The 26,091-nt window shown below is 40.0% G+C and carries 19 protein-coding genes and 4 pseudogenes; 11 read left to right on the forward strand and 12 right to left on the reverse strand.

The features are described 5' to 3' along the window. Positions 1 to 27: 27 nt before the first annotated feature. From R3O62_RS14615 to R3O62_RS14635, 5 genes and pseudogenes are all read right to left on the reverse strand, one after another. Positions 28 to 252 (reverse strand): annotated as a pseudogene (locus tag R3O62_RS14615) (hypothetical protein); the annotation flags it as partial. 142 nt (positions 253 to 394) lie between these two features. After that, on the reverse strand, positions 395 to 1,090 hold the full coding sequence (locus tag R3O62_RS14620; protein WP_005805762.1) for a response regulator transcription factor: 696 nt from the start codon (positions 1,088 to 1,090) through the stop codon (positions 395 to 397). Then, positions 1,087 to 2,664, reverse strand: coding sequence for a sensor histidine kinase (locus R3O62_RS14625; RefSeq protein ID WP_317472562.1), 1,578 nt, complete (start codon positions 2,662 to 2,664; stop codon positions 1,087 to 1,089). The genes R3O62_RS14620 and R3O62_RS14625 overlap by 4 nt, the downstream gene beginning before the upstream one ends. Positions 2,665 to 3,507: 843 nt before the next feature. After that, complete coding sequence (locus R3O62_RS14630) at positions 3,508 to 4,608, reverse strand: hypothetical protein (RefSeq protein ID WP_269109756.1); 1,101 nt, start codon at positions 4,606 to 4,608, stop codon at positions 3,508 to 3,510. Beyond that, positions 4,605 to 6,713, reverse strand: a complete 2,109-nt coding sequence (locus tag R3O62_RS14635; protein ID WP_122143319.1) for an AAA family ATPase — start codon at positions 6,711 to 6,713, stop codon at positions 4,605 to 4,607. Before R3O62_RS14635 ends, R3O62_RS14630 begins: the two co-directional genes overlap by 4 nt. A 465-nt stretch (positions 6,714 to 7,178) precedes the next feature. Here R3O62_RS14635 and R3O62_RS14640 point away from each other — a divergent pair, with 465 nt between their 5' ends. From R3O62_RS14640 to R3O62_RS14650, 3 genes are read left to right on the forward strand one after another with little or no spacing between them, the layout of a single operon-like run. Beyond that, the gene (locus R3O62_RS14640; protein WP_233484126.1) at positions 7,179 to 7,715 is read left to right on the forward strand and encodes a flavodoxin; all 537 of its coding nucleotides are present in this window, start codon (positions 7,179 to 7,181) and stop codon (positions 7,713 to 7,715) included. A gap of 6 nt (positions 7,716 to 7,721) precedes the next feature. Next, positions 7,722 to 8,282, forward strand: a complete 561-nt coding sequence (locus tag R3O62_RS14645) for a flavin reductase family protein (protein WP_005820162.1) — start codon at positions 7,722 to 7,724, stop codon at positions 8,280 to 8,282. 15 nt (positions 8,283 to 8,297) lie between these two features. Next, a complete protein-coding gene (locus R3O62_RS14650; protein WP_005805932.1) occupies positions 8,298 to 8,819 on the forward strand; it encodes a DapH/DapD/GlmU-related protein in 522 nt (173 codons plus the stop codon). Positions 8,820 to 8,924: 105 nt separating this feature from the next. Here the strand turns inward: R3O62_RS14650 and R3O62_RS14655 are convergent, their stop codons facing one another. Both R3O62_RS14655 and R3O62_RS14660 read right to left on the reverse strand, forming a co-directional pair. Continuing rightward, positions 8,925 to 9,626 carry an epoxyqueuosine reductase gene (locus R3O62_RS14655; protein ID WP_317472561.1) on the reverse strand — a complete coding sequence of 234 codons (702 nt, stop codon included), beginning with the start codon at positions 9,624 to 9,626 and terminating at the stop codon, positions 8,925 to 8,927. After that, entirely contained in the window at positions 9,623 to 10,750 is a 1,128-nt protein-coding gene (locus R3O62_RS14660; protein WP_005777585.1) for a GyrI-like domain-containing protein, read from the reverse strand. The genes R3O62_RS14655 and R3O62_RS14660 overlap by 4 nt, the downstream gene beginning before the upstream one ends. Positions 10,751 to 11,293: 543 nt before the next feature. Here R3O62_RS14660 and R3O62_RS14665 point away from each other — a divergent pair. Further along, a pseudogene (locus R3O62_RS14665) lies at positions 11,294 to 11,656 on the forward strand (phage integrase SAM-like domain-containing protein); the annotation flags it as partial. Here the strand turns inward: R3O62_RS14665 and R3O62_RS14670 are convergent. Both R3O62_RS14670 and R3O62_RS14675 read right to left on the reverse strand, forming a co-directional pair. Beyond that, positions 11,641 to 11,769: pseudogene (locus tag R3O62_RS14670) on the reverse strand (epoxyqueuosine reductase); the annotation flags it as partial. The pseudogenes R3O62_RS14665 and R3O62_RS14670 overlap by 16 nt on opposite strands. Next, a pseudogene (locus tag R3O62_RS14675) lies at positions 11,766 to 11,942 on the reverse strand (GyrI-like domain-containing protein); the annotation flags it as partial. The pseudogenes R3O62_RS14675 and R3O62_RS14670, both read right to left, overlap by 4 nt. Before the next feature lie 183 nt (positions 11,943 to 12,125). On the opposite strand from R3O62_RS14675, the gene R3O62_RS14680 reads away from it, so the two are divergent. The 6 genes from R3O62_RS14680 to R3O62_RS14705 all read left to right on the forward strand — a co-directional run bounded on the left by R3O62_RS14680 (position 12,126) and on the right by R3O62_RS14705 (position 19,860). Further along, positions 12,126 to 12,674 (forward strand): flavodoxin family protein, encoded by a 549-nt coding sequence (locus tag R3O62_RS14680; RefSeq protein ID WP_005777589.1) that lies wholly within the window; start codon positions 12,126 to 12,128, stop codon positions 12,672 to 12,674. Between the two features lie 49 nt (positions 12,675 to 12,723). Continuing rightward, on the forward strand, positions 12,724 to 13,800 hold the full coding sequence (locus R3O62_RS14685; RefSeq protein WP_022012789.1) for an NAD(P)-dependent alcohol dehydrogenase: 1,077 nt from the start codon (positions 12,724 to 12,726) through the stop codon (positions 13,798 to 13,800). Positions 13,801 to 14,108: 308 nt separating this feature from the next. Continuing rightward, positions 14,109 to 15,137: an alpha/beta hydrolase gene (locus R3O62_RS14690; RefSeq protein WP_317472560.1), complete on the forward strand. Its 1,029-nt coding sequence runs from the start codon at positions 14,109 to 14,111 to the stop codon at positions 15,135 to 15,137. A gap of 418 nt (positions 15,138 to 15,555) precedes the next feature. Beyond that, positions 15,556 to 16,422, forward strand: coding sequence for a DUF3737 family protein (locus R3O62_RS14695; RefSeq protein ID WP_165014742.1), 867 nt, complete (start codon positions 15,556 to 15,558; stop codon positions 16,420 to 16,422). After that, positions 16,419 to 17,606, forward strand: a complete 1,188-nt coding sequence (locus R3O62_RS14700) for a MalY/PatB family protein (RefSeq protein WP_269096526.1) — start codon at positions 16,419 to 16,421, stop codon at positions 17,604 to 17,606. The genes R3O62_RS14695 and R3O62_RS14700 overlap by 4 nt, the downstream gene beginning before the upstream one ends. A 142-nt stretch (positions 17,607 to 17,748) precedes the next feature. Then, positions 17,749 to 19,860, forward strand: a complete 2,112-nt coding sequence (locus tag R3O62_RS14705; RefSeq protein WP_317472559.1) for an outer membrane beta-barrel family protein — start codon at positions 17,749 to 17,751, stop codon at positions 19,858 to 19,860. 26 nt (positions 19,861 to 19,886) lie between these two features. Here R3O62_RS14705 and R3O62_RS14710 read toward each other — a convergent pair whose 3' ends face one another. Further along, positions 19,887 to 21,896, reverse strand: a complete 2,010-nt coding sequence (locus R3O62_RS14710) for a HAMP domain-containing sensor histidine kinase (RefSeq protein ID WP_317472558.1) — start codon at positions 21,894 to 21,896, stop codon at positions 19,887 to 19,889. Between the two features lie 167 nt (positions 21,897 to 22,063). On the opposite strand from R3O62_RS14710, the gene R3O62_RS14715 reads away from it, so the two are divergent. Further along, positions 22,064 to 23,731, forward strand: coding sequence for a formate--tetrahydrofolate ligase (locus R3O62_RS14715; RefSeq protein ID WP_032539318.1), 1,668 nt, complete (start codon positions 22,064 to 22,066; stop codon positions 23,729 to 23,731). A gap of 87 nt (positions 23,732 to 23,818) precedes the next feature. Here the strand turns inward: R3O62_RS14715 and R3O62_RS14720 are convergent, their stop codons facing one another. Next, positions 23,819 to 24,529 (reverse strand): hypothetical protein, encoded by a 711-nt coding sequence (locus tag R3O62_RS14720; protein WP_234165264.1) that lies wholly within the window; start codon positions 24,527 to 24,529, stop codon positions 23,819 to 23,821. A gap of 184 nt (positions 24,530 to 24,713) precedes the next feature. Beyond that, entirely contained in the window at positions 24,714 to 25,994 is a 1,281-nt protein-coding gene (glyA, locus tag R3O62_RS14725; protein WP_005805953.1) for a serine hydroxymethyltransferase, read from the reverse strand. Positions 25,995 to 26,091: the final 97 nt, after the last annotated feature.

The following is a 26,091-nucleotide window of genomic DNA, read 5'->3' on the forward strand; positions in this document are numbered from 1 at the left end:
GAAAATAATCAGCTTGCCGTGAATCCTTTATTTCTTTTTTAGATGAATTACGGGACCGAAAACAGGGGTGGTTTCCCAGTGCCCTTTTATTGGATTAAATTCATGGACAGCTCCCCCGGTAATACCGAATTTATCATTGAACATGTAGTCGAGTGTACCTTCGAAATGGCTCTGCATATAGAGATCGGGAACCATATACCCCATTTTAGAGTTACGTTGGCCATTAAGTGAATATTGTCCGAATACGTTCAAGGAATTCCTGACGGATTTCGGGCACAGTCCTGCGATGACCTGTGACGCTGTCTTGCGGTTGTTCCGTTTGTGCAAAGGCTATCGTAGACATGATTGCCAGTATAAATGTGCTGTATATCTTTGAGGTTATCATGCTGTTTTTTTAGTTTAATATCAATTTGTATCCGATTCCTCTGACATTTACGATGCGTATACGTTCGTCAGCCGATAATTTATGTCGGAGTTTAGTGATGAAAACATGTAAGCTCCGTGAATTGAAAAAGCTATCGTCTCCCCAAAGGTCGAGTAGTACATTCTGTGTGTTGACTACCTGATTCTGATTTTCGCAAAGCCGTTTTAGAATTTCTGTTTCCCGATGGGAGAGCTCTTGTTTCAATCCGGCATGTGTCAGTGTTTGTGCAAGGGTATCGAACAAATAGTTGCCTATCTCAAACCGTGTGGTTATTTTCTTTTCTTCTGCAAAACTGAATGCCTTACCTACCAATGCTTTAATACGGATGATCAGTTCCTGCATTCCGAATGGCTTTTTCAGGTAATCATTGGCGCCCAATTCAAAACCTTCTACTACGTCATTGATGGCCGAACGGGCTGTCAGGAAAAGTACCGGGGTCTGTTTATCGGTCTGGCGGATACGTCTTACCATCTCAAAGCCATCCATACGTGGCATCATTACGTCGGCTACCAGTACATCCGGACGTATGTCGAAAAACATACGCAATCCCTCTTCACCGTTGGCAGCAATGGTGAGGGTGAAGTCATTCTCTTCAAGTGTATCCTTGATAATCATGGCGAGGGTCAGTTCGTCTTCCACTAATAATACTTTAATTTTCTCTTTCATAACATAATGGTGAATGTACTACCGTGTCCTGGTTCGCTTTCTACACAAACTGTGCCTCCATGCTTCTCAATCATTGTTTTCACATAGTAGAGTCCCAGACCGTATCCTTTTACGTTGTGGAGATTTCCGGTCGGTACACGGTAAAATTTGTCGAATATATGTTTTTGTTTCTCTTGTGCGATACCTATTCCCTCATCGGTGACTGAGATTTCTACTTTTCCGTTAACTTCTGTTTCACGACAGCGGATATGGATAACGGCTTTCTCTGGTGAGTATTTCACGGCATTGTCTATCAGATTACTCAGAATATTGCTGAAATGAGTCCGGTCGGCAAATACCGTAAGATCTTCCGGTTCTGTTTTATAGTCAATGCTGACGGGTTTCTTTGCTTTGAGTCGGTGTTGCTCTGCTAATGTTTCGAGCAAAGGGATAAGAGTTATCTCTTCCGGGCGGAGTCGGAAAGTCTTACGCTGTTCCATACTCATCGTTAGTATCTGTTCGACCAGCCCACTGAGTCTTTGCAGTTGCTCCTGGCTGATATTTAGATATCTGTCTCGCTTTTCTTTCTCATCAGCTTGTCCGAAGTTTAGCAATGCGTCGTTGGCGGCATATGTCACAGCTATAGGGGTCTTTAATTCATGCGTGATGTTGTTGGTGAAATCACTTTTCATTTCTTCCAGTGTTTTCTGTTTCAGCAATGTACGGATCAAGTACCAGAAAGAGAATCCTAATATCAACAAAATGATAAATGAAGTAATAAGTATACCAGCCATCTGCCGGACAATAACTCCGGCTACAGAATCCATCCGGAGGCGGTAGAGCGAGTGTGAATGGATGTCGAAAGTATAGTCGTAAGTATGTGCATCCGGTCCGGGGATGTAGTCCGCTGTACCGGCAACTCCCAATGTATCGGTAAAAAATTGAGTAGAATCGAGAGTGTGGCTGAAACGCAGATATTCTATCCGATATGGAAGTGTTATTCCCCTTTCTTGCAGGCTTAGTGTCAGCAGGCTGTCGTAGGACTGAAAGTCGGGATCCATGATTATGTCAAGTCCCGAATGTAATCCCCTTTGAAAATAAGTAGCCAGTTCGAGCATGCTACTCTGATCTTTCAATAATAGGTCCAGACCACCTTTCGTTTGTAGCATGGCAGCTTTCACTTCCTGCGAAGTAGAGTCCTGGGGGATTACTTTTATTTCCCTCTGATCATTACGGACTACGATCAGGGTGTCCAGTTTTTTTTCGGTTCTAAGAATGGTGTCCTGTTGTACATCCATACCTTTGGGAACCTTCTCTTTATGAACTGTAGTGCTGCTGCGAACCAGTGTTCCACCTTCATCATTGTACCCGGCAGAGACAGAGATCTCACCATGATCTTTGTCATCACGGCGCATGCATTCTATGCGTAGCATCATTTCATTATAATCACATGTGCGCATAGCCTCGGTAATGGAATGCTCCATGTCTGTTTTCATGGTATGGTACATGCTGACCAACCAATATGTCTGGTAGGCAAAAATAGCTATCAAAGAGGCTATTACGAGTATGGCAATATGTTTTATGGGGAGTTTCATGCAAACAAAGATAATAGTAAACTTTCTGGATTATCACATCTGATAAGACTAAATAACACAGAAAAGTGAAATTAACAGTCTGTTACACAGATACCTATAGACACTGAAAAAAAGTAGGTAACGAGTTAGTAACGATTTTAATCTAAAAATAAATTTATGCCTGTTGCTTTCGTTATTAAACGTAATAATTGGCTTATTATTAGGTTGTTAACTCTTTATCGTCTTTGTTTCGCTTCATTTTTCTCATTTGTATCAATAACAGTAGATAACCCGAATGAGTACTCGATAGTGTAGCTAATGTTTTGATAGAATGATATTTATGAAATTCGAATAAAAAACAGGTAACGAGTAAGTAACGATTTTATTTTTAGGAATCATTTCATGGTCTTGCTTTGTTTTTCAAAGAGCTCTCTATTTTCAAAGAGATAACTTTTTTGTGTAATTAGAGTGTTATCAGTTAAAAAAATGATACATAAAGATATTTGTCTATAAATGAGAATATTACATAATATGTATTTTGAATAGATAACGAATCTTTTGTTTGAATATGCTTCACTGTACTGCTTTGTTTTGCAGATGTTTATAGAAGAATAATAGAGACCTTTTTATATCTCAATATTCTTGTAGAAGGAGTGAAAACGAGACCCCTATGTTGTTGTGGGTTGACCGGATTTGTCCGTATATGTAGAGAGTTTCATAAATGTAAATTTAATTATTAAAGATATGGTGTTGATAATCAATTATTTGCTTAGGTGCAAGGTGCAACCTATATATAGATATAGAGTTGCACCTAGTTCTTATCTTGTCCTAGAAAAACTTTACAGATTATTCTTTTAGAAGTATTTACTTTATTCCTTTATCCTCAAAATCCTCCAAGAGGTCTTTACAGAACTTGGAAATTGGCTTTTTACCCAAATCTTCGGGGTTGTTAGTAAATCCAAGTATCATACGATTCCAATCATTTGTCGACATAACAGAACCTTCGCCAATCATTTTCTGAACAAACTCTTGATAAGCCTCTGAACCCATCATACGATGTCTGAAGTATATCTCAGCTGCATAGTCTGTATGTGTCTTATATAGCTCCTCTAGATGAAAAACTCTAGCATTATTCTCCATCTTAGGTTCATAGTAATTCACTTTCAGAGAAATAGCTTTTGCGCATGTGTCCATATTTGTAAAACCATCGCCAGTAATTTCTGTACTGAACTTCATTGCATTAGCATCCTCTAGCATAAATGGACTTATCAATCCCTCGTCTTCTGCATTCTTTGTATGTTTACCGGTAGGGCCATTACAAAAAGGACAACTCGGAATTAGGTTGTATTTTAGAATAGCAAGATAAGGATATTTGTCTTTATCGTAAAAATGATCTAACTGACCCTTTACTTGCTTTCCGTCATCGGCATTTACATTCTTGATGAAAACTCGATTGCAATAGGGGCAAACATCCGTACCGACAGCTTCAATCAGCTTATCCTTCGGAAATTTGGGTTCCCCATTTTTCTCATATCCATTCTCAATAAACATGTGATGGATTACATCATATAAACTGGAAGTTTGATCATCAGAGTCAGGGTAAGAACTTTTGATCCTATTTGATAAGTTTTTTATTTCATTCGGCCGATAGTTGATCCAGTCTTTAAGTTCATTCTTGACTTCTGTGAAAAAGGCAATTGTATTGTCTTCCATAGGTGATAGGGGAACAAGCACAGTTTCATTATCTCCCAAACGCTCCCAATGTCTAGGTTTGGCCGATTTGTTAAATATATTTTTTTGTGAAGCGGACAAACTATTATAAAACTTCCGTGCTTCTAAAACCTTAATGCTTTTACGATTGCCTATATATCCATTAGTGAGATAATGATCCAAATTTTCTAAAAATTTATCTATGAAAGCATTATACTCATCCAATTTAGAGTTGTCATATTCTATCGGTATCATCGTGTCTTCTTTATTTTTTCTTCAACAATCCGTAAACGTTCCTTCAGCATTTCATATTCCACTTTCAAAGGATCATCCTCCGTCAGTGCTTTTAACTGTTCCAGAAGTTTCATTCTGATAAAGTCGTCACCTATCATGTCAATATTGTTTCGCAGGCGTTTAATTGTCTTTTCACTAATGGGGTTAGCATTATATTTTTCCGACAACTCATTAATCTTATGAACCAAATTATCAAGTTTTTCGGTAGCTATGTCGCCAACAAATTGACTCATAAAAAATTGATTATTTAGTAAGTCATAGACATTAGAGCAGAACGTCTGTTTCAACACACCTTCGCACACCTTTCCTTTATCCATACACAAAATATTATCTTTAGGGATATCACTTAAAATGAAAGGTGAATGGGTTGTTATCAGTACATTTATATCAAAACTTTTATTTAACTCTACTCTTACTAACAGATCTCGCAGCTTTTTGACAAACCGCCTCTGATATTCTGGATGAAAACAAATTTCCACTTCATCAAGAATAAAATTCAGCTTGTTGTAACGCACTCTCGTGCCATTCTTCGGAATAGAATTCAAGTTCATTGCATGATAAAGCAAAGTACTTGTTAGATAGATAAACTGACGCTCGCCACTACTCAACTGATTCAAAGGGATTTTTGCATTCGTGTTTTTGTCCTTTAAACATGTCTCTGAATTGAAAATACCAGGTGGCAACCATTCCATACGCTTCTTAATGGACATACCTTTCGGAGTAATACCTAACAGTTTTGCATATTGTTCATAGGTTATTCCCTCTGCTAAATCCACATCCGTCAGATTTTTACCTTTTGTGATGAAGTTTAGTGCTTGTCTCAGTTTCAAACCTATATGAGACGGGTCGCATTTCACCATCTTGGCTAACTTTTGAAGTTGGGCTATCACTGCTTTTCTGTTCTCTATGGGAATAGAATGGAATGTGTAGTTGATATTCCCAAAGTTCTTTTTAAAATAGGTATAACTTGGATATTTCTCAGCGACACTCAGCACTTTGTACACCACGTACATTCTCACATAAAGCTGTAGGTGATTCATTGTAGGGGTCACGCTGCATCTTAACGCAGCTAAAATGATATGAGCAAATGAATCTTTTTCCAAAGCCAAATCCCGAAAATTTTCCAAGTCCGCATTTTCCTTATAAATCAAATGGTCCTTCTCTTCGATATTATAGCGGTTATGTTCCTCTACCTCTTCCTTACTTGGGTACAGTTTTACTCTATCATCTACAATTGATGTGAACTTTGCCTGCAGCCTACGAGGTTTCCAATGAAAATTCATGCCTTCAAAACTGTAACCATCAAGTAATGACTGTTCAGGATTTTCTTCAATCAACAGAGCAGCCAGTCTTGATGTGGTAAGATGTTCCTCATTACTCATATCAACACTTCCGTTCTCACGGTAAGGATTCAAGACGATTGGGCTCAAATAACCATCATTTTTGTGGAACAGACTATTTAGCCATGATTTCGAATAAATAATATTCTTTGGGTCATCCTTATCTATCGTATAAATTGCAGTTTCGTTAGAATAATCTTGTGCAATGAAGGACTGCATAGAATAGTTGGTTGCCACAGTATAGAAAAATGCCTTAGCTACTTCTTTCTGCTGGATGAAGTCTAAATTTGTATAATCTTTATACTCACGAAATATATCGTCAACCTCTGAGCTGCTTTGATTTTCCAACTTATAGATTGTGAATTTACATTTCAATTTTCCAAAATCAAAGCCAAGTATTCCATCCCGAACGCGAACTGCGCCAATCTTATCATTGACGAAATACGTTAAGTCTGCCTGAATCCCGATGATATAACTTAAAGGGGAGGAAGCTTCTCTTTCTACTTTGTTGAAAAGACAATAACTCAAGTTATTCACGACACGGAAAATCATATCCAGCAGGGAAGACTTTCCAGCACCATTTTGACCAACGATTGCTGAAATGCAGATATTTGGTGCAAAGAAGTCTTTGTCCAGTTTGTGCTTAATTGAATAATCTATTCCTACATGAAGGTTTTTCAAATATTTGCATCCTTCATAAAATCGGATGCTATTAAAGGTAAACATACGGCACTATTTTTAATATGAGTTATTTTGTTCATAATAATGTGTTTTTGAACTTTCACCATTAGGGTTCAATTAATATGTGGCTTGGATCACATCTTCTCAAAAATACATTTTCTTGGCATCTTAATCTATATGACCACAAATATAGAAAAAAAGTTTGTGTATATTCTAGGTGTAAGAGCAACTTTATATTGATAAATAAGGATTGAGCTTTGCACCTGCTATTCTGCTATGACAAAATTATAGGGTTGCAACTTACACATACCAGTTTCTCCACCAATTTAAAATTATCACAGAAATAATCATCTTACATATACATCCATATTCTATAAATGATTTATTCTGCTTTGGCTTTCTGTTTTATCAGTGATTTTGGTTAGATAATCAGTGATTTATATACCTTTATGATGGGTGCTATTTTGTAATTTTGTACCATGATAATAGAAACTAAAACTATAAAGGGCAATGAAGAGTAAAAGTATGATTACGGTAGTGATCATGATGTTATGTATCACTATAAATGCACAGGAACAGAGTAATAAAACATTGGTGGCTTATTTCTCGGCAACAGGAACGACGGAAAAAGCAGCGAAGTTGATTGTAGAAGTTACAGGTGGTACGCTCTACGAGATACAACCTGAAAAGGAATATGTCACTGCTGATTTGGATTGGCATGACAAGTCTTCACGTAGCAGTGTGGAGATGTCAAATGCTAAATCACGCCCTGCATTAAAATCTAAACCGGAGAATCTTGCAGATTACGATATCATTTATATTGGTTTCCCTATTTGGTGGAATTCAGTTCCGAGAATCATCAATACTTTTATTGAAAGCGGTGATTTTGCAGGTAAAATGATTATTCCGTTTGCTACATCGGGTAGCAGTAGTATTTCTAATGCGGAAAAAGAGTTGCAGGAAACCTATCCTGATATGAAATGGCAGAAGGGTCAACTTCTGAATGGTGCGACGAAAGAAGATATTAAGAAATGGACTAAAAAATAAATTGTTATGAGAAAGAATTTTGGGGCAAAGCCCTTTACTTATCCGCAGCCGGTGTTTATTATCGCTGCTTATGATGAAAATGGTACTCCCAATGCTATGAATGCGGCTTGGGGTGGTATCAGCGAGATGCATGAAATTAGTATTTGTATTAGTGAGGGACATAAAACGACAGCCAATATACTGAAGCGTAAGGCTTTTACCGTAAGTATGGCAGAGGTCGGACAGGTGGTTGCCTGTGATTACGTGGGTATTGTTTCCGGCAATAAGGTTTCGGATAAATTTGCTCGTGCAGGTTTCCATGCTACTCGTTCGGAGTTTGTAGATGCACCGTTGATCGACGAATTATCTGTAGTGCTGGAATGTAAGTTGAAGGATTATAATCCTGAAACCTGCATTTTGCGTGGTGAGATAATAAACGTAAGTGTAGATGAACGTGTTCTCGACGAAAATGGTAAGGTGGATGTATCCAAAGTGTCTCCTATTATATTCGATCCGTTCAATAACGATTACCTGGAAGTGGGTAAAAAGGTAGGTAACGCCTTTTCGGATGGGAAGAGATTGAAATAAGGAGTAGCATTATATATGAAAGAAATAAGAATAGACTGCGCACACCAGAGTGAGGCGGAACTTGCTTTGGCGAAAGAACAGGCACAATTGGTATTCCGCCTGAACCATACTATGCCGATGACGGACGAATATGATGAGCTGCTTCATCGTCTTTTTCCGGATATGGGGGAAGGCAGTCGTGTGAATACTCCGCTTACTGTCGTTCGTCCCCATGAGGTGAAGATTGGCCGCCATGTCATTATTATGAATGGTTGCCTGATGATGTCTGCCGGTGGTATTACGATTGACGATGATGCTCAGATAGCTGCCAACGTACAACTGATATCGAATAATCATGATCTTGACAATCGCTCGATTATTACTTGTAGACCGGTACATATTTGTAGCAGGGCATGGATAGGAGCAGGGGCTACGATCCTTCCGGGAGTTACAATCGGTGAGAATAGTGTTGTAGGAGCGGGTAGTGTTGTGACCAGCGATGTAGAACCGAACACGATTGTGGCAGGTAACCCCGCCAGGGTAATTCGAAGGATTTAGATTTTTCGATTATTGGTTATGGAAAAATATAAGAATGAAAACGGAAGGGATTGATTTCTCTTCCGTTTTTATTCTTGTGAACCTTCGTTTGTTGCTTGTGGAGATTCAGACAATATTCCTCTTTATATATGTTTGTGTTCTGGGACAATGCACAAGGCATTTCAAACAGGTACTACATCCATGTATGTTAACGATTTCATCTCTTGAAACAGATCTACTCCAAACTTTACCTTTAAGGACCTTTCTCTCGCAGATATTGACACAAGTAATGCAATTTCCGCATTTTGGAGTTAGAGGTTCATGCAATACCGTTTCCAGTGGAGCATCAGTTAAAACCGTACCGAGACATTGTGCTGCACCATATTCAGGAGTAATTAACAGGTTGTTTTTCCCAATCCACCCTAATCCGCCAAGTAGTGCAACGGTTTTATGGGGCAATATTGATTCTTTTGTTTCAAAATTGAATACGCCGTCAGCCACTAATCCTGTATCGGATTGCGATATGGCTTTATACCCCTTTCCGGTGATGAACTTGGCTAATTCGTCTGCTATTTCTCCCGCCTTATGTTCGGTTTGCGAATATTCATCATCATCGAAATTGTAATTATCCGCTATCCGTGCTTGTACGTAGTCGGGAATATTAAATACCATTTTAGCATATTCTGCGGTTAGCGGAAGTGCAAAAACGATGGCGGTCGGGAGTTGTCTGTTTTGCTTTTCATCCAAATGTGATATGCCGACAAAGCGAATCAGTTCTGCTCCTTGATTTTTTAATTCGTTTTCTATCTCTGGGTTTAAGTATTTCATGTTTCTTTTTTTGTAATAGGGATATAAATATCTGTTATAAGCTCCGAAGCCGGAGTTTTTTCGGGAGTGTTGATGTAAGTCTCAAAGGTGAGCTGTTCTCGCAGGGTATAATCGCTTGTCGGCAACCAGTCAAGGTAAATATGGCGGTACACCTTATTCAGTTCATGATAAAACCCTTTGAAACGAAAGATTGCATATTCTCCCGCATGAATCTCATAAACGCCAAAGCCTTTCGGCGTTTCAAATGATTTGGGCAATATTACCCCAATCATAAAACGGCTTTGTTCTTCGGGCGTGATATACGGATAATCGAGAGTCAAACTTATGTATTTACATCCTTTTGAAGACAATTCATATTTTTCGGAAAATTGTAGCAACTGCTTCCACAAAACAGAGAAGCTATGGATGACATTATTTGTTCTTTCCAATTTCAAGTATGCGATTCGGATACCAGATATTTTTTCAATACTTGGTTCAATTCGTATCGGATTCTTTCTTTCAGGATTGACGTTTGAATGCTTTTTGCGAAATTCCGGAATGGAACAATTGAAATAACTCTTGAATGCCCTCGAAAGTGTATGCTTGTTCTGATAATTGATTTGCCCGAGAAGTTTCGGGACACTTATATCAGTTGTTATTAGCTTAAATGCAATGTACTCTAATCTCAGTCGTTGAATGTACATTCCCATATTTTCGCCACAAACTGCTTTGAAAAGCCTGCGAAAATAATATTTGGAGATACCTGCAACATGCGATAGCTTTTCGGAATCAAGGTCGTCAAACAAATGGCGGTTGATATACTCCTGAACTCTTATAATCAAATCATATTGCACATGAGCCGTATTGATCTTTTGTTTCCACCTCTTGATATTCGGAAGTCGTTTGGACATTTCCGCTCTCAATTCTTCCGAAGTGAGATTGACTCCTGTCTCTTTATAATATTCTTCGGGGAAAAGCCCCCAAAGATAAATGAGATAATCCATTGAGAAATCATAGAGTTTAACCCCGTTGTGCAAACAATAGTCGCAATACTCCACATTTTGGTTTGCTTTAAGATTGGTATAATCTATGTCTAATGGGATTCCACACGTTTGGCAATATTTTGTTTCAGCATTGATTTTCATATATTTCTTGTTCTTGGGGTGCAAAGTTAATCAATAGATTGTGCTAAAGGTTACCATAAGTAGTCTTCTTTTAAAAGAAAATAGGGAATGCCTTAATATAATTATAGATTCAATACTTTACATATAGAAATGGGTGATTATATTTTCATTAGTGTAAAATTTCTTTCTGTTAGGATTCTATTTAATAATTTGAGGGTACCCCTTAACTATAAATTAGCATTATTGATTTTCCCTTGCATCACTTAACCAAACTTGCTCTTATCTCTGTGTTAGGAGAAGAAGCAAAAACAGATCGTTTTATCGTGATAAGTGAAAGAACAGCGGCGGATAAAGTTGGTGGTTATTTCGGTGTCCAACCTGGACATCCGGAATAGATAAATTATACAGCCTACGCCTGAAATTGAATATTTGCCGGGTTCTTTTATTTCCCCTTTTGTGTTCTTTATCACTTCCTCACATTCTTTACTTTGCATCCCAAAACTTTCCCGTCGTCGTGCCTGTTTCAGGACATACGCGCGATGCGGAACTAAAAATCAGAGTATTATGGATGAAAAAGAAAGGAATGTAGGAGGGACGCTAACCACGAACTTACCGGATCTGGCATGTTACATGCAGTCGGTGATCGGACAGTTGGAAGCGGACAAGAAACGTTCGGCGGTACATACGTACACGTATGCGCTGAAGTCTGTTACGGAGTTTTACGGGGGTGAAGGAACACCGATGCCGGTGGGTGAAGTTTTCACTCCGGGCAGGTTGAAGGAGTATGAGGAATGGATGAAACTGGAAGGGGCGCGAAAGAGAAGCTCCGGCAAGGAAGGGGCGCAAAAGATAGATAGGGGGCCGAAAGGGTTGAGCCTCAATACCATCTCTACCTACATGCGTGATTTGAAGGCGGTGTACAATCGGTTCGGGAGTTGTCTGTTTTGCCTTTCGTCCAAATGCGATATGCCGACAAAGCGAACCAGTCCTACTCCATGATTTTTTAATTCATTTTCTATTTCTTGGTTTAAGTATTTCATGTTTCTTTTTTTGTAATAGGGATATAAATATCTGTTATAAGCTCCGCAGCCGGAGTTTTTTCGGGAGTGTTGATGTAAGTTTCAAAGGTGAACTGTTCCCGCAGGGTATAATCGCTTGTCGGCAACCGGTCGAGGTAATTATAGCCGTACACCTTATTCAATTCATGATAAAACCACGCCGATACCCAGTATCGCACCCCCCTACTAATTGAATCCACCAGGCCGAACAGCAGGTAGACGCCTAATTGCAGAATCTGTAATTCGGGTTATATTCTCCGTGATTTATCTACTAAGTATATTCTCTTAACCACATACCTTTGTAACATGAAAAACAACAATTTAAACAATAGATAATTATGAGCAAGAAAGTATTGATTTTATCATCCAGTCCGCGACGCGGGGGAAATTCTGATACACTTTGTGATGAGTTTATGCGTGGAGCCACAGAGGCGGGGAACGAAGTGAAAAAGGTTTTTCTACGGGACAAGACCATCCACTATTGTACGGGATGCGGCGTATGCAGCCAATATAAGAAGCCGTGCCCTCAGAAAGATGATGCGGCGGAAATTATTGAGAAAATGTTATCGGCCGATGTTATCGTTTTAGCGACACCCGTTTATTTTTATGCAATGAGTGCACAGTTGAAAACGTTACTCGACCGTTGTTGCGGCCCTTATACCGAAATGATTAATAAGGAGTTTTATTTTCTCGCTTCTGCTGCCGAGGGTAAAGAAGGACTTCCTTATTTGGAACATGTATTCGATAACCTCATGGGATTTATCGATTGTCTGGAAAATCCGGTAGTGAAAGGTAAAGTGCTTGCTACCGGTGTTTGGCATGTGGGTGAAATAAAAGGTAATCCGGCATTGGCAGAAGCATATGAAATGGGGAAACAAATTTCATAATATAGATTGGTATAGAATAAATTATTTCAAAACATAATCCTAAAACAGTATGGAAACAAAGACAGTAAAAGCTTACGGAACAGAATCGGCTGAAACACCGCTTCATCGTTTGGATATTCAGCGTCGTTCACTTCTACCGAACGATGTGGAAATTGATATTTTATATTGTGGAATTTGTCACTCAGACCTTCATTCTGTGCATAATGACTGGGGTGGAACTATTTATCCCATAGTTCCCGGACATGAGATTGTAGGACGTGTTACAGGAATTGGTTCGGATGTGACAAAATTTAAGGTTGGTGATTTAGCTGGTATTGGTTGCATTGTTGATAGTTGCGGACATTGCGAACACTGTCACAACGGTGAAGAGCAATATTGTGATGAAGGCTGGACTGTTGTTTTTAATTCGCCCGATAAATATCTTGGCGGACAGACCTATGGCGGTTTTTCGCAAGCTATTGTGGCCGATGCCAATTATGTACTGAAACTTCCTGAGACGATTGATCTTGCAGCATCAGCTCCCATTTTGTGTGCAGGAATTACCGTTTATTCGCCATTGAAGCATTGGGGGGCAGGTCCCGGAAAGAAAGTAGGTATTGTCGGTATCGGTGGGTTAGGCCACATGGCAATAAAGATTGCCAAGGCGATGGGAGCCCATGTTACTGTGTTTACAACATCTCCTTCAAAAATGAATACAGCCAGAGAATTGGGTGCAGACGAAGCTGTTCTGTCCACCGACTCCAGACAGATGGAATATCAGACTCGTTTTGATATGATCCTGGATACGGTTTCCGCACGGCATGACGTAAATATGTATCTGAATGCCTTGAAAGTGGACGGTAGTCTCGTTTTAGTTGGTCTTCCTAACCAACCGCTTGAAGTCGGTGCATTCAATATTGTAAATGGCCGCAAAAGTTTCTCCGGTTCCAATATTGGCGGTATTGCCGAAACACAAGAGGTGATTGATTTCTGTGCGGAACATCATATTACGGCTCAGATAGAGTTGATTGGTGTTGATCAGATAAACGAAGCCTTCCGACGTTTGGAGAAGAATGATGTCAAGTACCGTTTTGTGATTGACATGAAAGCGAAAAAAGTTTCTCCGAATACCGATAATGTGATGTAAGGTCCCATAGACTGATAACACGGACATGGTCCGTGTGTTTCATTTCCAACATATTGGTAGATATCAAAAAAAGCATTCTGTCCTTGTAAGGTATGGAATGCTTTTTTGCGTAATGCCGTTAGTTAGCTGTCTGTATCGCAGTGGCACTTTATGCCAAACTTAAAATTGGTGTAGGCATAAAGAAGCATAATCTGTAATTCGGGTTATGATGTCTGTAATATGTCTACAAGGAGTCTCTTTTCTTCCTTGTATATTTGCAATGTAGAAAGAAGATAATCAATTATTTAATTACTAAAATCAAGGAAGATATGAAGCGAAATTTATTATTGGCAGCAACATCGTTTACGATACTCAGTACAAATCCTTCTTTTGCTCAAACCGATGCAGATAATTTCTATAAAAGCAATGTGGTAAATATGGAGAAGGTATCCTTTCCCAATCAGTACAAAATGAAAGTGGCAGGTAATCTCTTTTTGCCTAAAGAGATGAAAGCAGACGAGAAACGTCCGGCAATTATTGTAGGACATCCTATGGGAGCCGTCAAAGAGCAGAGTGCTAATCTCTATGCTACGAAAATGGCCGAACGCGGTTTTGTAACTTTATCCATCGACTTATCTTTCTGGGGAAGCAGCGAAGGAGAGCCTCGCAATGCAGTCCTTCCGGAGCTTTATGCGGAAGCCTTCAGTGCTGCAGTCGATTACCTGGGAACACGTTCATTTGTCGAACATGAGCATATCGGTGTGATTGGGATTTGTGGCAGTGGAAGTTTTGCCATCAGTGCGGCAAAAATAGATCCTCGTCTGAAGGCCATTGCAACCATAAGTATGTACAACATGGGGACAGCCAGTCGTAATGGGCTGAAGCATGCCTTGACTTTGGAGCAACGGAAGCAAATCATGGTCGAAGCCGCCGAACAACGCTATGTAGAGTTCTTGGGTGGAGAAACCCGATATACTGGTGGGACTCCTCATGAAATAACAGAAAACTCCGATCCGATAGCACGTGAGTTCTATGAGTTCTACCGTACTTCACGGGGAGAATATACTCCTGAAGGAGCAACCCCATTGACCACTACACATCCCACGCTCAGCAGCAATGTCAAGTTTATGAATTTTTATCCGTTTGCTGATATTGAAACCATTTCACCACGTCCGATGCTTTTTGTTACCGGAGAGAATGCACATTCGCGTGAATTCAGTGAAGATGCCTACCGGCTTGCCGCCGAACCAAAAGAACTCTATATTGTGCCCGGTGCGGGTCATGTGGATCTTTACGACCGCGTGAATTTTATTCCGTTCGACAAATTGGAGGATTTCTTTAAGACATATTTGAAATAATAAAAGTTCATCCGACACAAATGCGTAGTTTTTTCTCATGCATTGCTGGAATCTGGTTTATCCGAAGAATGCGTTGTCTTGACGTTAACTCCAGGTGCGGACATCCGTAACCTTGAATGCCGGTTCCATTTACCGGCCGGGGTAAATGCTTTTACATACCGAGGTAAATGGATTTACATGCCCAGGTAAAAGCTTTTACGTGCCTGGGTAAATGGATTTACGTCGATAGTAAAATTTAGGTAAATATAATATTTTGATTATCAATTCCATTTAAACGCTGATTCAACTGCGCATGTATCGGGTGAACCATAAAAAAGAAGGATATGGGAATGAAATATGATATAATCATTCTTTTGAGTTACTTTGATGGAGGATATACCAGGGGAAGAAATAAAATCGATAACTAAACAATCAAATCATGGAAATAATTAAGAATAAGGACTATGAAGGCGAACGTCCTTTGTTTGCCACACACGACTTGCAATTGGAAAACGTAACGATTCATGCCGGTGAATCCGCATTAAAAGAGTGCAGTAATATCATAGCAGTGAACTGCCGTTTTGAAGGTAAATATCCTTTCTGGCACACGAATGGTTTCATTGTGAGAAGCAGCTTTTTTACGGAAGGAGCACGTGCCGCACTTTGGTATTCACAAAATCTCCAGATGATGGATACCGTGGTAGAAGCTCCGAAAATGTTTCGTGAAATGGATGGTATCAAATTGGAAAACGTACAACTTCCCAATGCGTTGGAAACGTTCTGGCATTGTCGTAATGTAGAATTAAAAAAGGTACAGATAGATAAGGCCGATTACCTGTTCATGCATAGTGAAAATATCCGTATTGATAATTATAGCCAGAACGGGAATTATTCTTTTCAGTATTGCAAGAACGTAGAAATTCATAATGCTGTCATTAATTCGAAAGATGCCTTTTGGAATACGGAGAATGTAACCGTGTATGACTCTGAATTGAACGGAGAGTATTTGGGGTGGCACTCTCACAATCTACGTCTGGTAAATTGCAGAATCTCGGGAACGCAGCCACTTTGTTATGCTCACGACCTTGTTATGGAGAATTGTATGATGGCTGATGATGCTGACCTTTGTTTTGAATACAGCAGTTTGCAGGCAACTATTAACACTCCGGTACATAGTGTGAAGAATCCGCGTACCGGCAGTATAACGGCAGAAAGCTACGGGGAAATCATTATGGATGGAAGTATTAAAGCTCCTGCTAACTGCGCACTGCAACTATGGGACAACTTAACTTGCTTTAGCGCATGAAGTACGATTTTGATGAAATAATTTCCCGTCGTAATAGCAATTCCTATAAATGGGATGCGGTGATGGAAGAGGGTGTTCTGCCTATGTGGGTAGCCGATATGGATTTCCGTACGGCTCCTGCTGTGGTTGAAGTGTTACGTAAGCGGATGGATCATGGCATTTTTGGCTATACCAAAGTCCCTCCGGTTTATTATGATGCCATTATAAACTGGTTCACGCGCCGGCATGGTTGGCAGATAGATAGAGATTGGATTATATACACTTCGGGAGTCGTTCCGGCTTTATCTGCCATAATCAAAGCCCTGACTGTTCCGGGTGACCGTGTGCTGGTACAAACCCCGGTTTACAATTGTTTCTTTTCTTCTATTCGTAATAATGGTTGCGAAATAGTAGCTAATCCCCTTGTATACACGAATGGAACATACCGGATTGATTTTGACGATTTGGCAAGGAAGGCTACCGATCCGAAAGTAAGACTATTGTTACTTTGCAATCCACACAATCCTGTAGGAAGGGTTTGGACCCGGGCAGAACTGATGTGTATCGGTGAAATTTGCCTTCGTAATGATGTACTGGTTGTAGCGGACGAGATACATTGTGAGTTGGTTTACTCGGGGCATACTTATATACCTTTTGCTTCTATTTCGGATGATTTCCGAAATCGTTCGGTTACCTGTACTTCGCCAAGCAAAGCATTCAACCTTGCCGGATTGCAGATTGCCAATATCTTTGCGGCTGATGAATCTGTACGTGTGAAAATAGATAAAGCAATCAATTTGAATGAGGTTTGTGACGTGAATCCGTTTGGTGTGGAAGCCTTAGTGGCCGCCTACAATGACGGGGAAGAGTGGCTGGAGGAACTGAAATGTTATCTGTCGGATAATTACCTGTACATGAGGACTTTTTTCAATAAGTATCTTCCACAATTTCCTGTTGTGAAATTGGAAGGTACATATCTGGTATGGGTAGATTGTTCGGTGCTGAATCGTAGTTCAAAGGAAATTGCAGAGTTATTATTGAAGGCAGAAAAACTTTGTATAAACGAAGGAAGTATGTATGGAGAAGCCGGTGAAGGCTTTATCCGTATCAATATAGCCTGTCCCCGACAGATATTGATTGACGGCCTAAATCGATTGAAGAGAGGTCTTAAAGAAATGAGTCTTTGCTATTGTCGGGATAGGTAGATGCTGCTCCATGATACAATTGAGTAAATATAAGAATAGTATTCCCGATAACAGTAGATAACTCTAAATAAGCCGGTGATAACTCATTGTTTTGTCTTTTCTTCGGTACTTTGCAGCTGTAACCCAAACAAAAAACGAAAAGATGAAACGGATTTACGTAACTTTAGTGTTTGTTGCTGCTGTCTGTTGGCAGGTGGCAGCACAAAATGAAGACCGGATACTTTCTGCAGATAGCCTGATTACGATGGATGGACGTTTAGACAGTTTATACAGATCCTTGCCGGAAGTGATGGTGGTAGGTGAACGCCCGATAGTGAAAGCTATGCAAGGCAAACTTATATATGACCTGCCACGGCTCCTCCGGAATTTAGCGGTAGATAATGCTTATGATGCAGTGAAGGAGCTTCCCGGTGTCACGGAAATGAACGATAACCTTACTTTAGGTGGAAAGAGCGTTACTGTTGTATTGGATGGCAAAGTGACTACAATGACTCCCGAACAACTGAACACTCTATTAAAAAGTATTCCTGCCAGTCGTATAGAGAAAGCTGAAGTGATGTATTCGGCTCCGGCGCGTTATCAGGTGCGTGGAGCCATGATAAACATTTGTCTGAAGCAAGGTGATTCCGGAGCAGCTTCCCTGCAAGGAGAAATTTTCAGTGACTACCGGCAAAAGCATTATGAAAACCTGACTGAGCGTGCGAGCCTTCTATATTCCGGACATAAATTTTCTGTAGACTTTCTTTACTCTTACAGTCATGGACGGAACTATTTCTTGACGGATAAGAAGGCTTTGCACACCTTGTCGGATGGTACGATACATCCCATGAACACCAACGAATCTCAAAAAAGTCGTTTTAACAGACACAATTTACGCTTGGGAGGTGATTATCTTTTTGCCGACGATCATCAACTCAGCTTGACATACAATGCCCAGTTTATGAATGGCTTTAATTTAAGTACAGTGAATGGTACACAAACCTCAAATGCCCGTACCCGGATGGTCGATCAACTACATAACGGGCGGATCGATTATCACACCCCATTCGGAATGAAAGCAGGAGTGGAATATACTTATTATCATTCGCCTTCTTCACAATTGCTACATAGCCGGTTAGAAGGCGATGAATTGAATTTTCGTAGTAGCGATTCTCAGCGTATCAATCGTTGGAAGCTTTTCCTTTCTCAAGAACATGAACTGCCTAATGGATGGGGAGTAAACTATGGAGCTGTTTATACTACAAGTTTAGACAACAGCTATCAATATTATTATAATTCTGAGAATGACAACATGATGTTGGAAAGCAACAACATGAAATCTCGTCGGCGGGAGCAAACACTGAATTTCTATGCCGGATTTAACAAGAGTTTTGGCGATAACTTGTCTTTGGATGCCTCGTTGGCTGCCGAACGATTCCATACGACTGTATGGAATGAATGGAGTCTATATCCGGCTTTTAATCTCAATTACACTCCGGCACCGGGAAACGTATGGCAATTGTCACTCAGCAGCGATAAAAGTTATCCCGACTATTGGGCAACTCAAAATGCCGTGTCCTATATGGGCGGAGAATATTCGGAAATTCATGGAAATCCTTATCTGAAACCGGAAATTAATTATCAGCTACAATTGACTTATATTCTGAAGAGTAAATATATATTCAATGTCTGGTATAGCCATACTAAAGATAATGCAACACAAACTCTTTATCAGTCCCCCGACCGATTGGTCGAGATCTATAAGTACTTCAATTTTGATTTTGAGCAACAAGCAGGTATACAAGCTGTTGTTCCATTTACGATAGGTCGCTGGCTAAGTTCACGTTTTACGTTGACCGGCGTTTACGATCGCCAGAAAGACAGTGACTTCTGGAATATTCCTTTTGACAGGAAAGTATATTATGCCATGTTGAATATGAATCATACCCTGACCCTTTCTTCCCGTCCGGATCTCAGGTTGATTGTGAATGGGATGATGCGCAGTAAGGCAATACAGGGCATTTATGATTTACCGGTATCCGGCAATGTAGATGTGGCACTCAGATATACCTTTGCTGGTGGGAAAGCGTTGTTCACCTTTCGGTGCAATGACTTGTTTGAAACGGCTCAAATCTCTCCGCGTATTCGTTATGCCACGCAGAACGTAACAAACCATTATTCCGCTTTTCGTGAATTGGGTATCTCGTTTACTTATAAATTCGGAGGATATAAAGAGAAAAAACGTGAAGGTGTGGATACTTCACGTTTCAAGTAGATTTACTCTTAAAAATTAAGGAGGGGCTATTGGACAGGTATGGTTACTGTTATTTTAGTACCTTCCTTGTATGTCGGATCGATATTTATCTCTCCGGATAACCTGCGGATAATTAGTTGACACAGATATAGTCCTAATCCATTTCCCGGAGTAAACGTGTTGAGTTTCGAGAAACGTTCGAATACCTCTTTGTGCTTGTCAACCGGAATACCGCATCCGGTATCTGTCACATTGATATGAAGCTGTTGGTGTGCTTCATCCATGCGGTAACGGAGGGTGATAGTTCCTTTTTCGGTAAATTTATTAGCATTGTTCAACAAGTGTTCTATAACCAATGATAAATATTTCTCATGGGTAGACAAAATGACAGGGTGTTCCGGTAAGTCCATATGATATTCTATATCAGGCTTATGATACTGGCTTAGTTGCTTCATTTCTTGTATGCAGATATGATGTAAATCGACTTGTTTACAAGGCAGTTTTTCCTGTGATACATCCAAGCTGGATACCTCGAGCATATTATTGATCAGTGAAGTCAGTAAGACCGTGTTCTTCTGCACCTCGTGTGAGAAGCTTTCGCGGTTTTCTTTATCTACTTCATCATTGAATATCAAATCAGAGAAACCGACAATGGCGTTAAGTGGTGTTCGTATCTCGTGACAAACAGAATTAATGAAAGCTGTTTTCATCTTTTCACTTTCTTCGGCCTTTTGCTTGAGATTCCGGAGGTGAATCTTCATCTTTTTTTCTTTTTTCAGATTGTGATATAAATAAAGACAGATAACGATTACAATGGTCAGGATGATGAACAGGCATATCACTAAAATGCGTTTATTTTTTATTTCAAGCTGTGACTTTTCATTATTCAATTTGTTCACCTCATATTTTATTTGGAGTTCACTAAGTTGCTTTTGCATATTTTCAGTGTTTAGCGAATCTTTATACTGAGCAGATATTCTAAGATATGCCAGCGCCTCCTTAAAATTGCCCATGGCCTCATATGTTTGTGATTGGATGTCGTAGAGTCCTGGCAGATTGTTTGGAATTATCGTTTGAGCTATTTGAATCAGACTGTCATTGGCAATTAATGCTTTCTCGTAATTGGGGTGAGGCTTTAAGTTCAAGTAATAGTTGTCCATTGATAGGAAATAATTGTACCGGTCGTACGGATTTGTCAGCTCCTTGTTCAGTTTTACTATTTGCTGCCAGTAATAATCCATCTTTTCGGGAGCTACCATGATAGCATTTGTCAACAGTGACGCATAGATTTGTAACTCACGTGCAGCCAGATTGTAAAAGGGGCGTTTTGCTTCGTAATGATCTTTATAATACAGTTGCTGATTTTCCAAATCTTCTTCCAAAAGACGGATCGCTGAGTCACATTCGTTCAAAAAACTATAGATATTGGATAATTTCCAAACAATCATTGATACAAATTTAATGCGTTTCTCAGGAGGTAATTGCTTGGATAAGTTCATTGCTGTTTCCAAATAGGGGAGTGCTTCTTTCATCATTTCATTGGAATGAAGGCTACTTCCGGTGATATAAGCTTGTACGATTTTGCTGTATAGAGATGGTGCGTCCGATTTCTTTTCTTCCGTAAACTGCAATTCCTTCGCAATGGCCTCTTCTGTCTCGTTATGGCTGCATAGCATATCGAAAAAACGCATGTGAAGATAAGCTGATAAAGGAATTATTTCTTTGACATTATGAGTTGCTTTTATCAGATTCATATAATGATACGCTGAATCCATGCGGTATTCTTTAGCCTCTCCGCATGCAAGATCATTCAATGCATCAAGCATCATGGGTGTGTCACCTGCCTTTTTAGCTTCTCTATACATGCCAAGCAAATATGTTTTTTCGTCCGGTGTTTCAAAACAGATATCTGCCAGGTTTCTGTAGATACTGATTCGTTGAGCGGATACTGTCGTATGTTTTAGTTGTAGTAAGAGGCTGTCTTTTGCATGGTGATCTATAGCTGATACTATTCCGGTACAGATACATAGAGCCACAAAGATTATATATCGTATCATATTGCTTGTTTGTTTGTAAGTAGCAAATATACGTCTTTTTTCCCTGAAAAATCCAGCAATGATGTGGCATCTTTTTATCTCCACTAAAAAAAGGTAATAAAGACAACTTTGATATGGAGTTAATTGTTAATTTTGCGACTTCATTTACTAACTTAATAACTCCCAATATGAAATCAGACATAGAAATAGCACGTAGTGTTGAATTGAAGAAAATAAAACAAGTGGCTGAAAGCATCGGTATACCTCGCGATGAAGTAGAAAATTATGGCCGGTATATTGCAAAAATCCCTGAATATCTGATTGATGAAGAGAAGGTGAAACAGAGCAATCTGATTTTGGTCACTGCCATTACCGCAACGAAAGCAGGGATTGGTAAAACGACTGTATCCATAGGTCTTGCATTAGGATTAAACAAGATAGGTAAAAAGGCAATTGTTGCTTTGCGTGAACCTTCCCTGGGACCGTGTTTCGGTATGAAAGGAGGGGCAGCAGGAGGAGGTTATGCCCAGGTACTTCCGATGGAAAAGATTAATTTGCATTTTACCGGTGATTTCCATGCCATCACTTCGGCTCACAATATGATCTCTGCATTACTGGACAATTATTTATACCAGAATCAATCTAAAGGTTTTGGTCTGAAAGAAATTCTCTGGCGTCGCGTACTCGATGTCAACGATCGTTCATTGCGCAATATCGTAGTTGGTCTTGGTCCGAAAACAAATGGTATTACACAGGAATCCGGATTTGACATTACACCGGCTTCGGAAATTATGGCTATTCTTTGTCTTTCAAAGGATGTTGATGATCTCCGCCGTCGTATCGAGAATATTCTTTTAGGCTACACCTATGATAACAAGCCGTTTACTGTAAAAGATCTGGGCGTGGCAGGGGCTATTACTGTCTTGCTGAAAGATGCTATACATCCGAATCTGGTACAGACTACCGAAGGTACCGCTGCATTTGTACATGGTGGCCCATTTGCTAATATTGCCCATGGCTGTAACTCTATTTTGGCAACAAAAATGGCGATGACTTTTGGAGATTATGTTATCACAGAAGCCGGCTTCGGTGCCGATCTGGGAGCAGAGAAATTTTATAATATTAAATGTCGTAAGAGCGGGCTTCAACCACGTCTGACAGTGATTGTTGCCACAGCACAAGGGCTCAAAATGCACGGAGGAGTAAGCCTGGACCGAATTAAAGAACCGAATCTTGAAGGATTGAGAGAAGGTTTGCGCAATTTGGACAAGCATGTTCGTAATCTTCATTCGTTCGGTCAAACGGTTATCGTTGCTTTCAATAAATTTGCGAGTGATACGGATGAAGAAATGGAGTTGCTTCGTGAGCACTGTGAGCAGTTAGGAGTAGGCTATGCTATCAATAATGCCTTTACGGAAGGAGGTGAGGGTGCTGTCGAACTGGCGAACCTTGTGGTTGAAACAATTGAAAATAAACCGTCTGAACCGTTACAGTTTACATATGATGATGGAGACAGCGTACAGCAGAAAATCGAGAAAATCGCAATCAATCTATATGGTGCAAGTGTCGTGACTTATAGTACACTGACCCGTAACAAGATTAAATTGATTGAAGAAATGGGTATTGGTCATTATCCTGTATGTATTGCTAAAACCCAATATTCTTTCTCAGCCGATCCGAAAGTATATGGTGCGGTAGATAATTTCGAACTTCATATTAAAGATATCGTTATAAATAACGGTGCCGAGATGATCGTAGCGATTGCGGGCGAAATAATGCGTATGCCGGGTTTACCTAAAGAACCACAAGCTCTGCATATTGACATCGTGGATGGTAATATTGAAGGATTGAGTTAAAAATAGTCCGATATAAAGCAATAAATAAATCCCCGCTATTCTTCTTGAAAGAATGGCGGGGATGACGGATATATAGAGTCCAGTGTGCTACTTCTTGATTCTTTCTAACACACTGTACGATTGTAGCTCCTTCTTATTATTGTATTGTTCAGAGCGGACAATTCCAATATTGGGTGCATACCATTCATATCCATAACCTTTTATTGTTTCCTGAGGAGTCCAGATATTCATTTCGTACTTTACTTTGGTACAATAGAATGCTCCTGCTGGAGTGTTTACCGTTTCGGTAGTAACAAATTCCCGGTCGAAGATAGAAATTTCGGCGCGGTTATTTTTATTGCCTTTTTGATAAAGACGCAGAGTGCCGTCATCAAACTCGTCATCGTCTCCCGGATTCATTGGATCGGAAAATGCATTCGGGTAATTCATTAAATCTCCCATCATATATACATCGGCATTCATCATATTAAGTGCAGTGGGGAATGTGGCCACATCTCCCATACTCATAGAGAAGTTACCGTCATTGCAGCGAGCTACCATTTGCCCGGAATTGAGTGTTTTTCCGGAAGCATCAGTAAATGTATAGTTGGCTACTACTTCCATTCCTGAAGGGTAATCGTAGGCTTGGTCTACTCTGTAGACAAGGATGTTGGTGAGTTTACCATCAGCGGTGTAACAATTACGAGTGATTTGCTCACCTTCTTGATTAGGAAAGAAGAAGGCGCAATCCTGATTTTGAGCCATAGCTCCTGCAGCAACAAATAATGTAGTTGCAACCATTAAATTTCTTATTTTCATATCAGTTTAGGTATTAAGTGAATATCTTCTTTTTTTAACTACTTAACAACGGTTCTTGGGAAGGAAAGGTTTTAGGGTGGGGTGTTAATGCCATGTTAAAAGAGCAAAAAAAAAATGCCCGCAACTTTCTTCACAGAGAATTGCGAGCCCACGTATGTTATTGTTTAATACTAAAATGTGCTATTTAATAAGCGAAGATCGGATATTTTTCCATTGTCTTATTGACACGTGCACGTACTTGTGCTATCACTTCTTCGTTCTCTACGTTCGATAGAACGGTTTCGATCATTTCTGCAATCTCCAGCATCAGATCTTCTTTTGCACCACGAGTCGTGATAGCGGGAGTACCCAAACGGATACCTGAAGTCTGGAACGCAGAACGACTATCGAACGGAACCATGTTTTTATTGACTGTTATATCAGCAGATACAAGTGCTTTTTCGGCAACTTTACCTGTCAAGTCAGGATATTTACTGCGTAGATCCACCAGCATCGAATGATTATCCGTACCGCCGGAAACGATGGTAAAGCCACGGTCAATTAAGGCTTGTGCCAATACGGCAGCATTCTTTTGTACTTGCTTCTGATATTCCTTATATTCCGGTTGCAAACACTCACCGAAAGCTACGGCTTTAGCTGCAATTACATGTTCCAGCGGACCACCCTGTATTCCGGGGAATACAGCTGAGTCGAGCAACTGAGACATCATTTTAATTTCTCCTTTTGGAGTTTTCTTTCCCCATGGATTGGGGAAATCTTTACCCATCATGATTACACCGCCACGAGGTCCCCGCAAAGTCTTGTGGGTAGTTGAAGTTACGATATGAGCATATTTCACCGGGTTGTCCAACAGTCCTGCTGCAATTAATCCGGCAGGATGTGCCATATCAATCATAAGGATCGCACCCACCTTATCGGCAATTTCGCGCATACGTTTGTAATCCCATTCACGAGAGTAGGCTGAACCTCCTCCAATTATCATTTTGGGTTTCTCACGTAATGCCACTTCTTCCATCTGGTCGTAATCCACGCGACCGGTTTCCTGTTTTAAATTATATTCGCAGGGAGTGTAAATGATTCCCGAAGTATTTACTAATGAACCATGTGAAAGGTGACCTCCGTGTGCCAGGTTCAGTCCCATGAACTTGTCGCCCGGGTTCAACACAGCAAGAAATACAGCAGCATTAGCCTGTGCTCCTGAGTGAGGTTGTACATTGGCCCATTCTGCACCGAAAATCTCTTTCAAGCGGTCGATGGCAATTTGTTCACTCTGGTCTACCACCTCACAGCCGCCATAATAGCGTTTACCCGGATATCCTTCCGCATATTTGTTGGTAAGACAAGATCCCATTGCCTCCATCACCTGATCACTCACGAAATTCTCTGATGCGATCAGCTCAATGCCTTTCAACTGACGTTGATGTTCTTTTTCGATAATCTCGAAAATTAAATCGTCTCTTTTCATTATTTGTTATAATAAGATTAAAGTATATCTTGAAACCTTTATTATTATAATCGCACAAATTTAGGTAATATTTAAAGAGTGTGCAACCTTTTAGCTA

This window comes from Bacteroides hominis (genome assembly GCF_033042785.2).
GTDB classification, from domain to species: domain Bacteria; phylum Bacteroidota; class Bacteroidia; order Bacteroidales; family Bacteroidaceae; genus Bacteroides; species Bacteroides hominis.

Excerpts from the sequence above, each read along its gene's own strand:
- R3O62_RS14620 (WP_005805762.1), bottom strand. The coding sequence starts at position 1,090 with ATGAAAGAGAAAATTAAAGTATTATTAGTGGAAGACGAACTGACCCTC.
- R3O62_RS14625 (WP_317472562.1), bottom strand. The coding sequence starts at position 2,664 with ATGAAACTCCCCATAAAACATATTGCCATACTCGTAATAGCCTCTTTG.
- R3O62_RS14630 (WP_269109756.1), bottom strand. The coding sequence starts at position 4,608 with ATGATACCGATAGAATATGACAACTCTAAATTGGATGAGTATAATGCT.
- R3O62_RS14635 (WP_122143319.1), bottom strand. The coding sequence starts at position 6,713 with ATGTTTACCTTTAATAGCATCCGATTTTATGAAGGATGCAAATATTTG.
- R3O62_RS14640 (WP_233484126.1), top strand. The coding sequence starts at position 7,179 with ATGAAGAGTAAAAGTATGATTACGGTAGTGATCATGATGTTATGTATC.
- R3O62_RS14645 (WP_005820162.1), top strand. The coding sequence starts at position 7,722 with ATGAGAAAGAATTTTGGGGCAAAGCCCTTTACTTATCCGCAGCCGGTG.
- R3O62_RS14650 (WP_005805932.1), top strand. The coding sequence starts at position 8,298 with ATGAAAGAAATAAGAATAGACTGCGCACACCAGAGTGAGGCGGAACTT.
- R3O62_RS14655 (WP_317472561.1), bottom strand. The coding sequence starts at position 9,626 with ATGAAATACTTAAACCCAGAGATAGAAAACGAATTAAAAAATCAAGGA.
- R3O62_RS14660 (WP_005777585.1), bottom strand. The coding sequence starts at position 10,750 with ATGAAAATCAATGCTGAAACAAAATATTGCCAAACGTGTGGAATCCCA.
- R3O62_RS14680 (WP_005777589.1), top strand. The coding sequence starts at position 12,126 with ATGAGCAAGAAAGTATTGATTTTATCATCCAGTCCGCGACGCGGGGGA.
- R3O62_RS14685 (WP_022012789.1), top strand. The coding sequence starts at position 12,724 with ATGGAAACAAAGACAGTAAAAGCTTACGGAACAGAATCGGCTGAAACA.
- R3O62_RS14690 (WP_317472560.1), top strand. The coding sequence starts at position 14,109 with ATGAAGCGAAATTTATTATTGGCAGCAACATCGTTTACGATACTCAGT.
- R3O62_RS14695 (WP_165014742.1), top strand. The coding sequence starts at position 15,556 with ATGGAAATAATTAAGAATAAGGACTATGAAGGCGAACGTCCTTTGTTT.
- R3O62_RS14700 (WP_269096526.1), top strand. The coding sequence starts at position 16,419 with ATGAAGTACGATTTTGATGAAATAATTTCCCGTCGTAATAGCAATTCC.
- R3O62_RS14705 (WP_317472559.1), top strand. The coding sequence starts at position 17,749 with ATGAAACGGATTTACGTAACTTTAGTGTTTGTTGCTGCTGTCTGTTGG.
- R3O62_RS14710 (WP_317472558.1), bottom strand. The coding sequence starts at position 21,896 with ATGATACGATATATAATCTTTGTGGCTCTATGTATCTGTACCGGAATA.
- R3O62_RS14715 (WP_032539318.1), top strand. The coding sequence starts at position 22,064 with ATGAAATCAGACATAGAAATAGCACGTAGTGTTGAATTGAAGAAAATA.
- R3O62_RS14720 (WP_234165264.1), bottom strand. The coding sequence starts at position 24,529 with ATGAAAATAAGAAATTTAATGGTTGCAACTACATTATTTGTTGCTGCA.
- glyA (WP_005805953.1), bottom strand. The coding sequence starts at position 25,994 with ATGAAAAGAGACGATTTAATTTTCGAGATTATCGAAAAAGAACATCAA.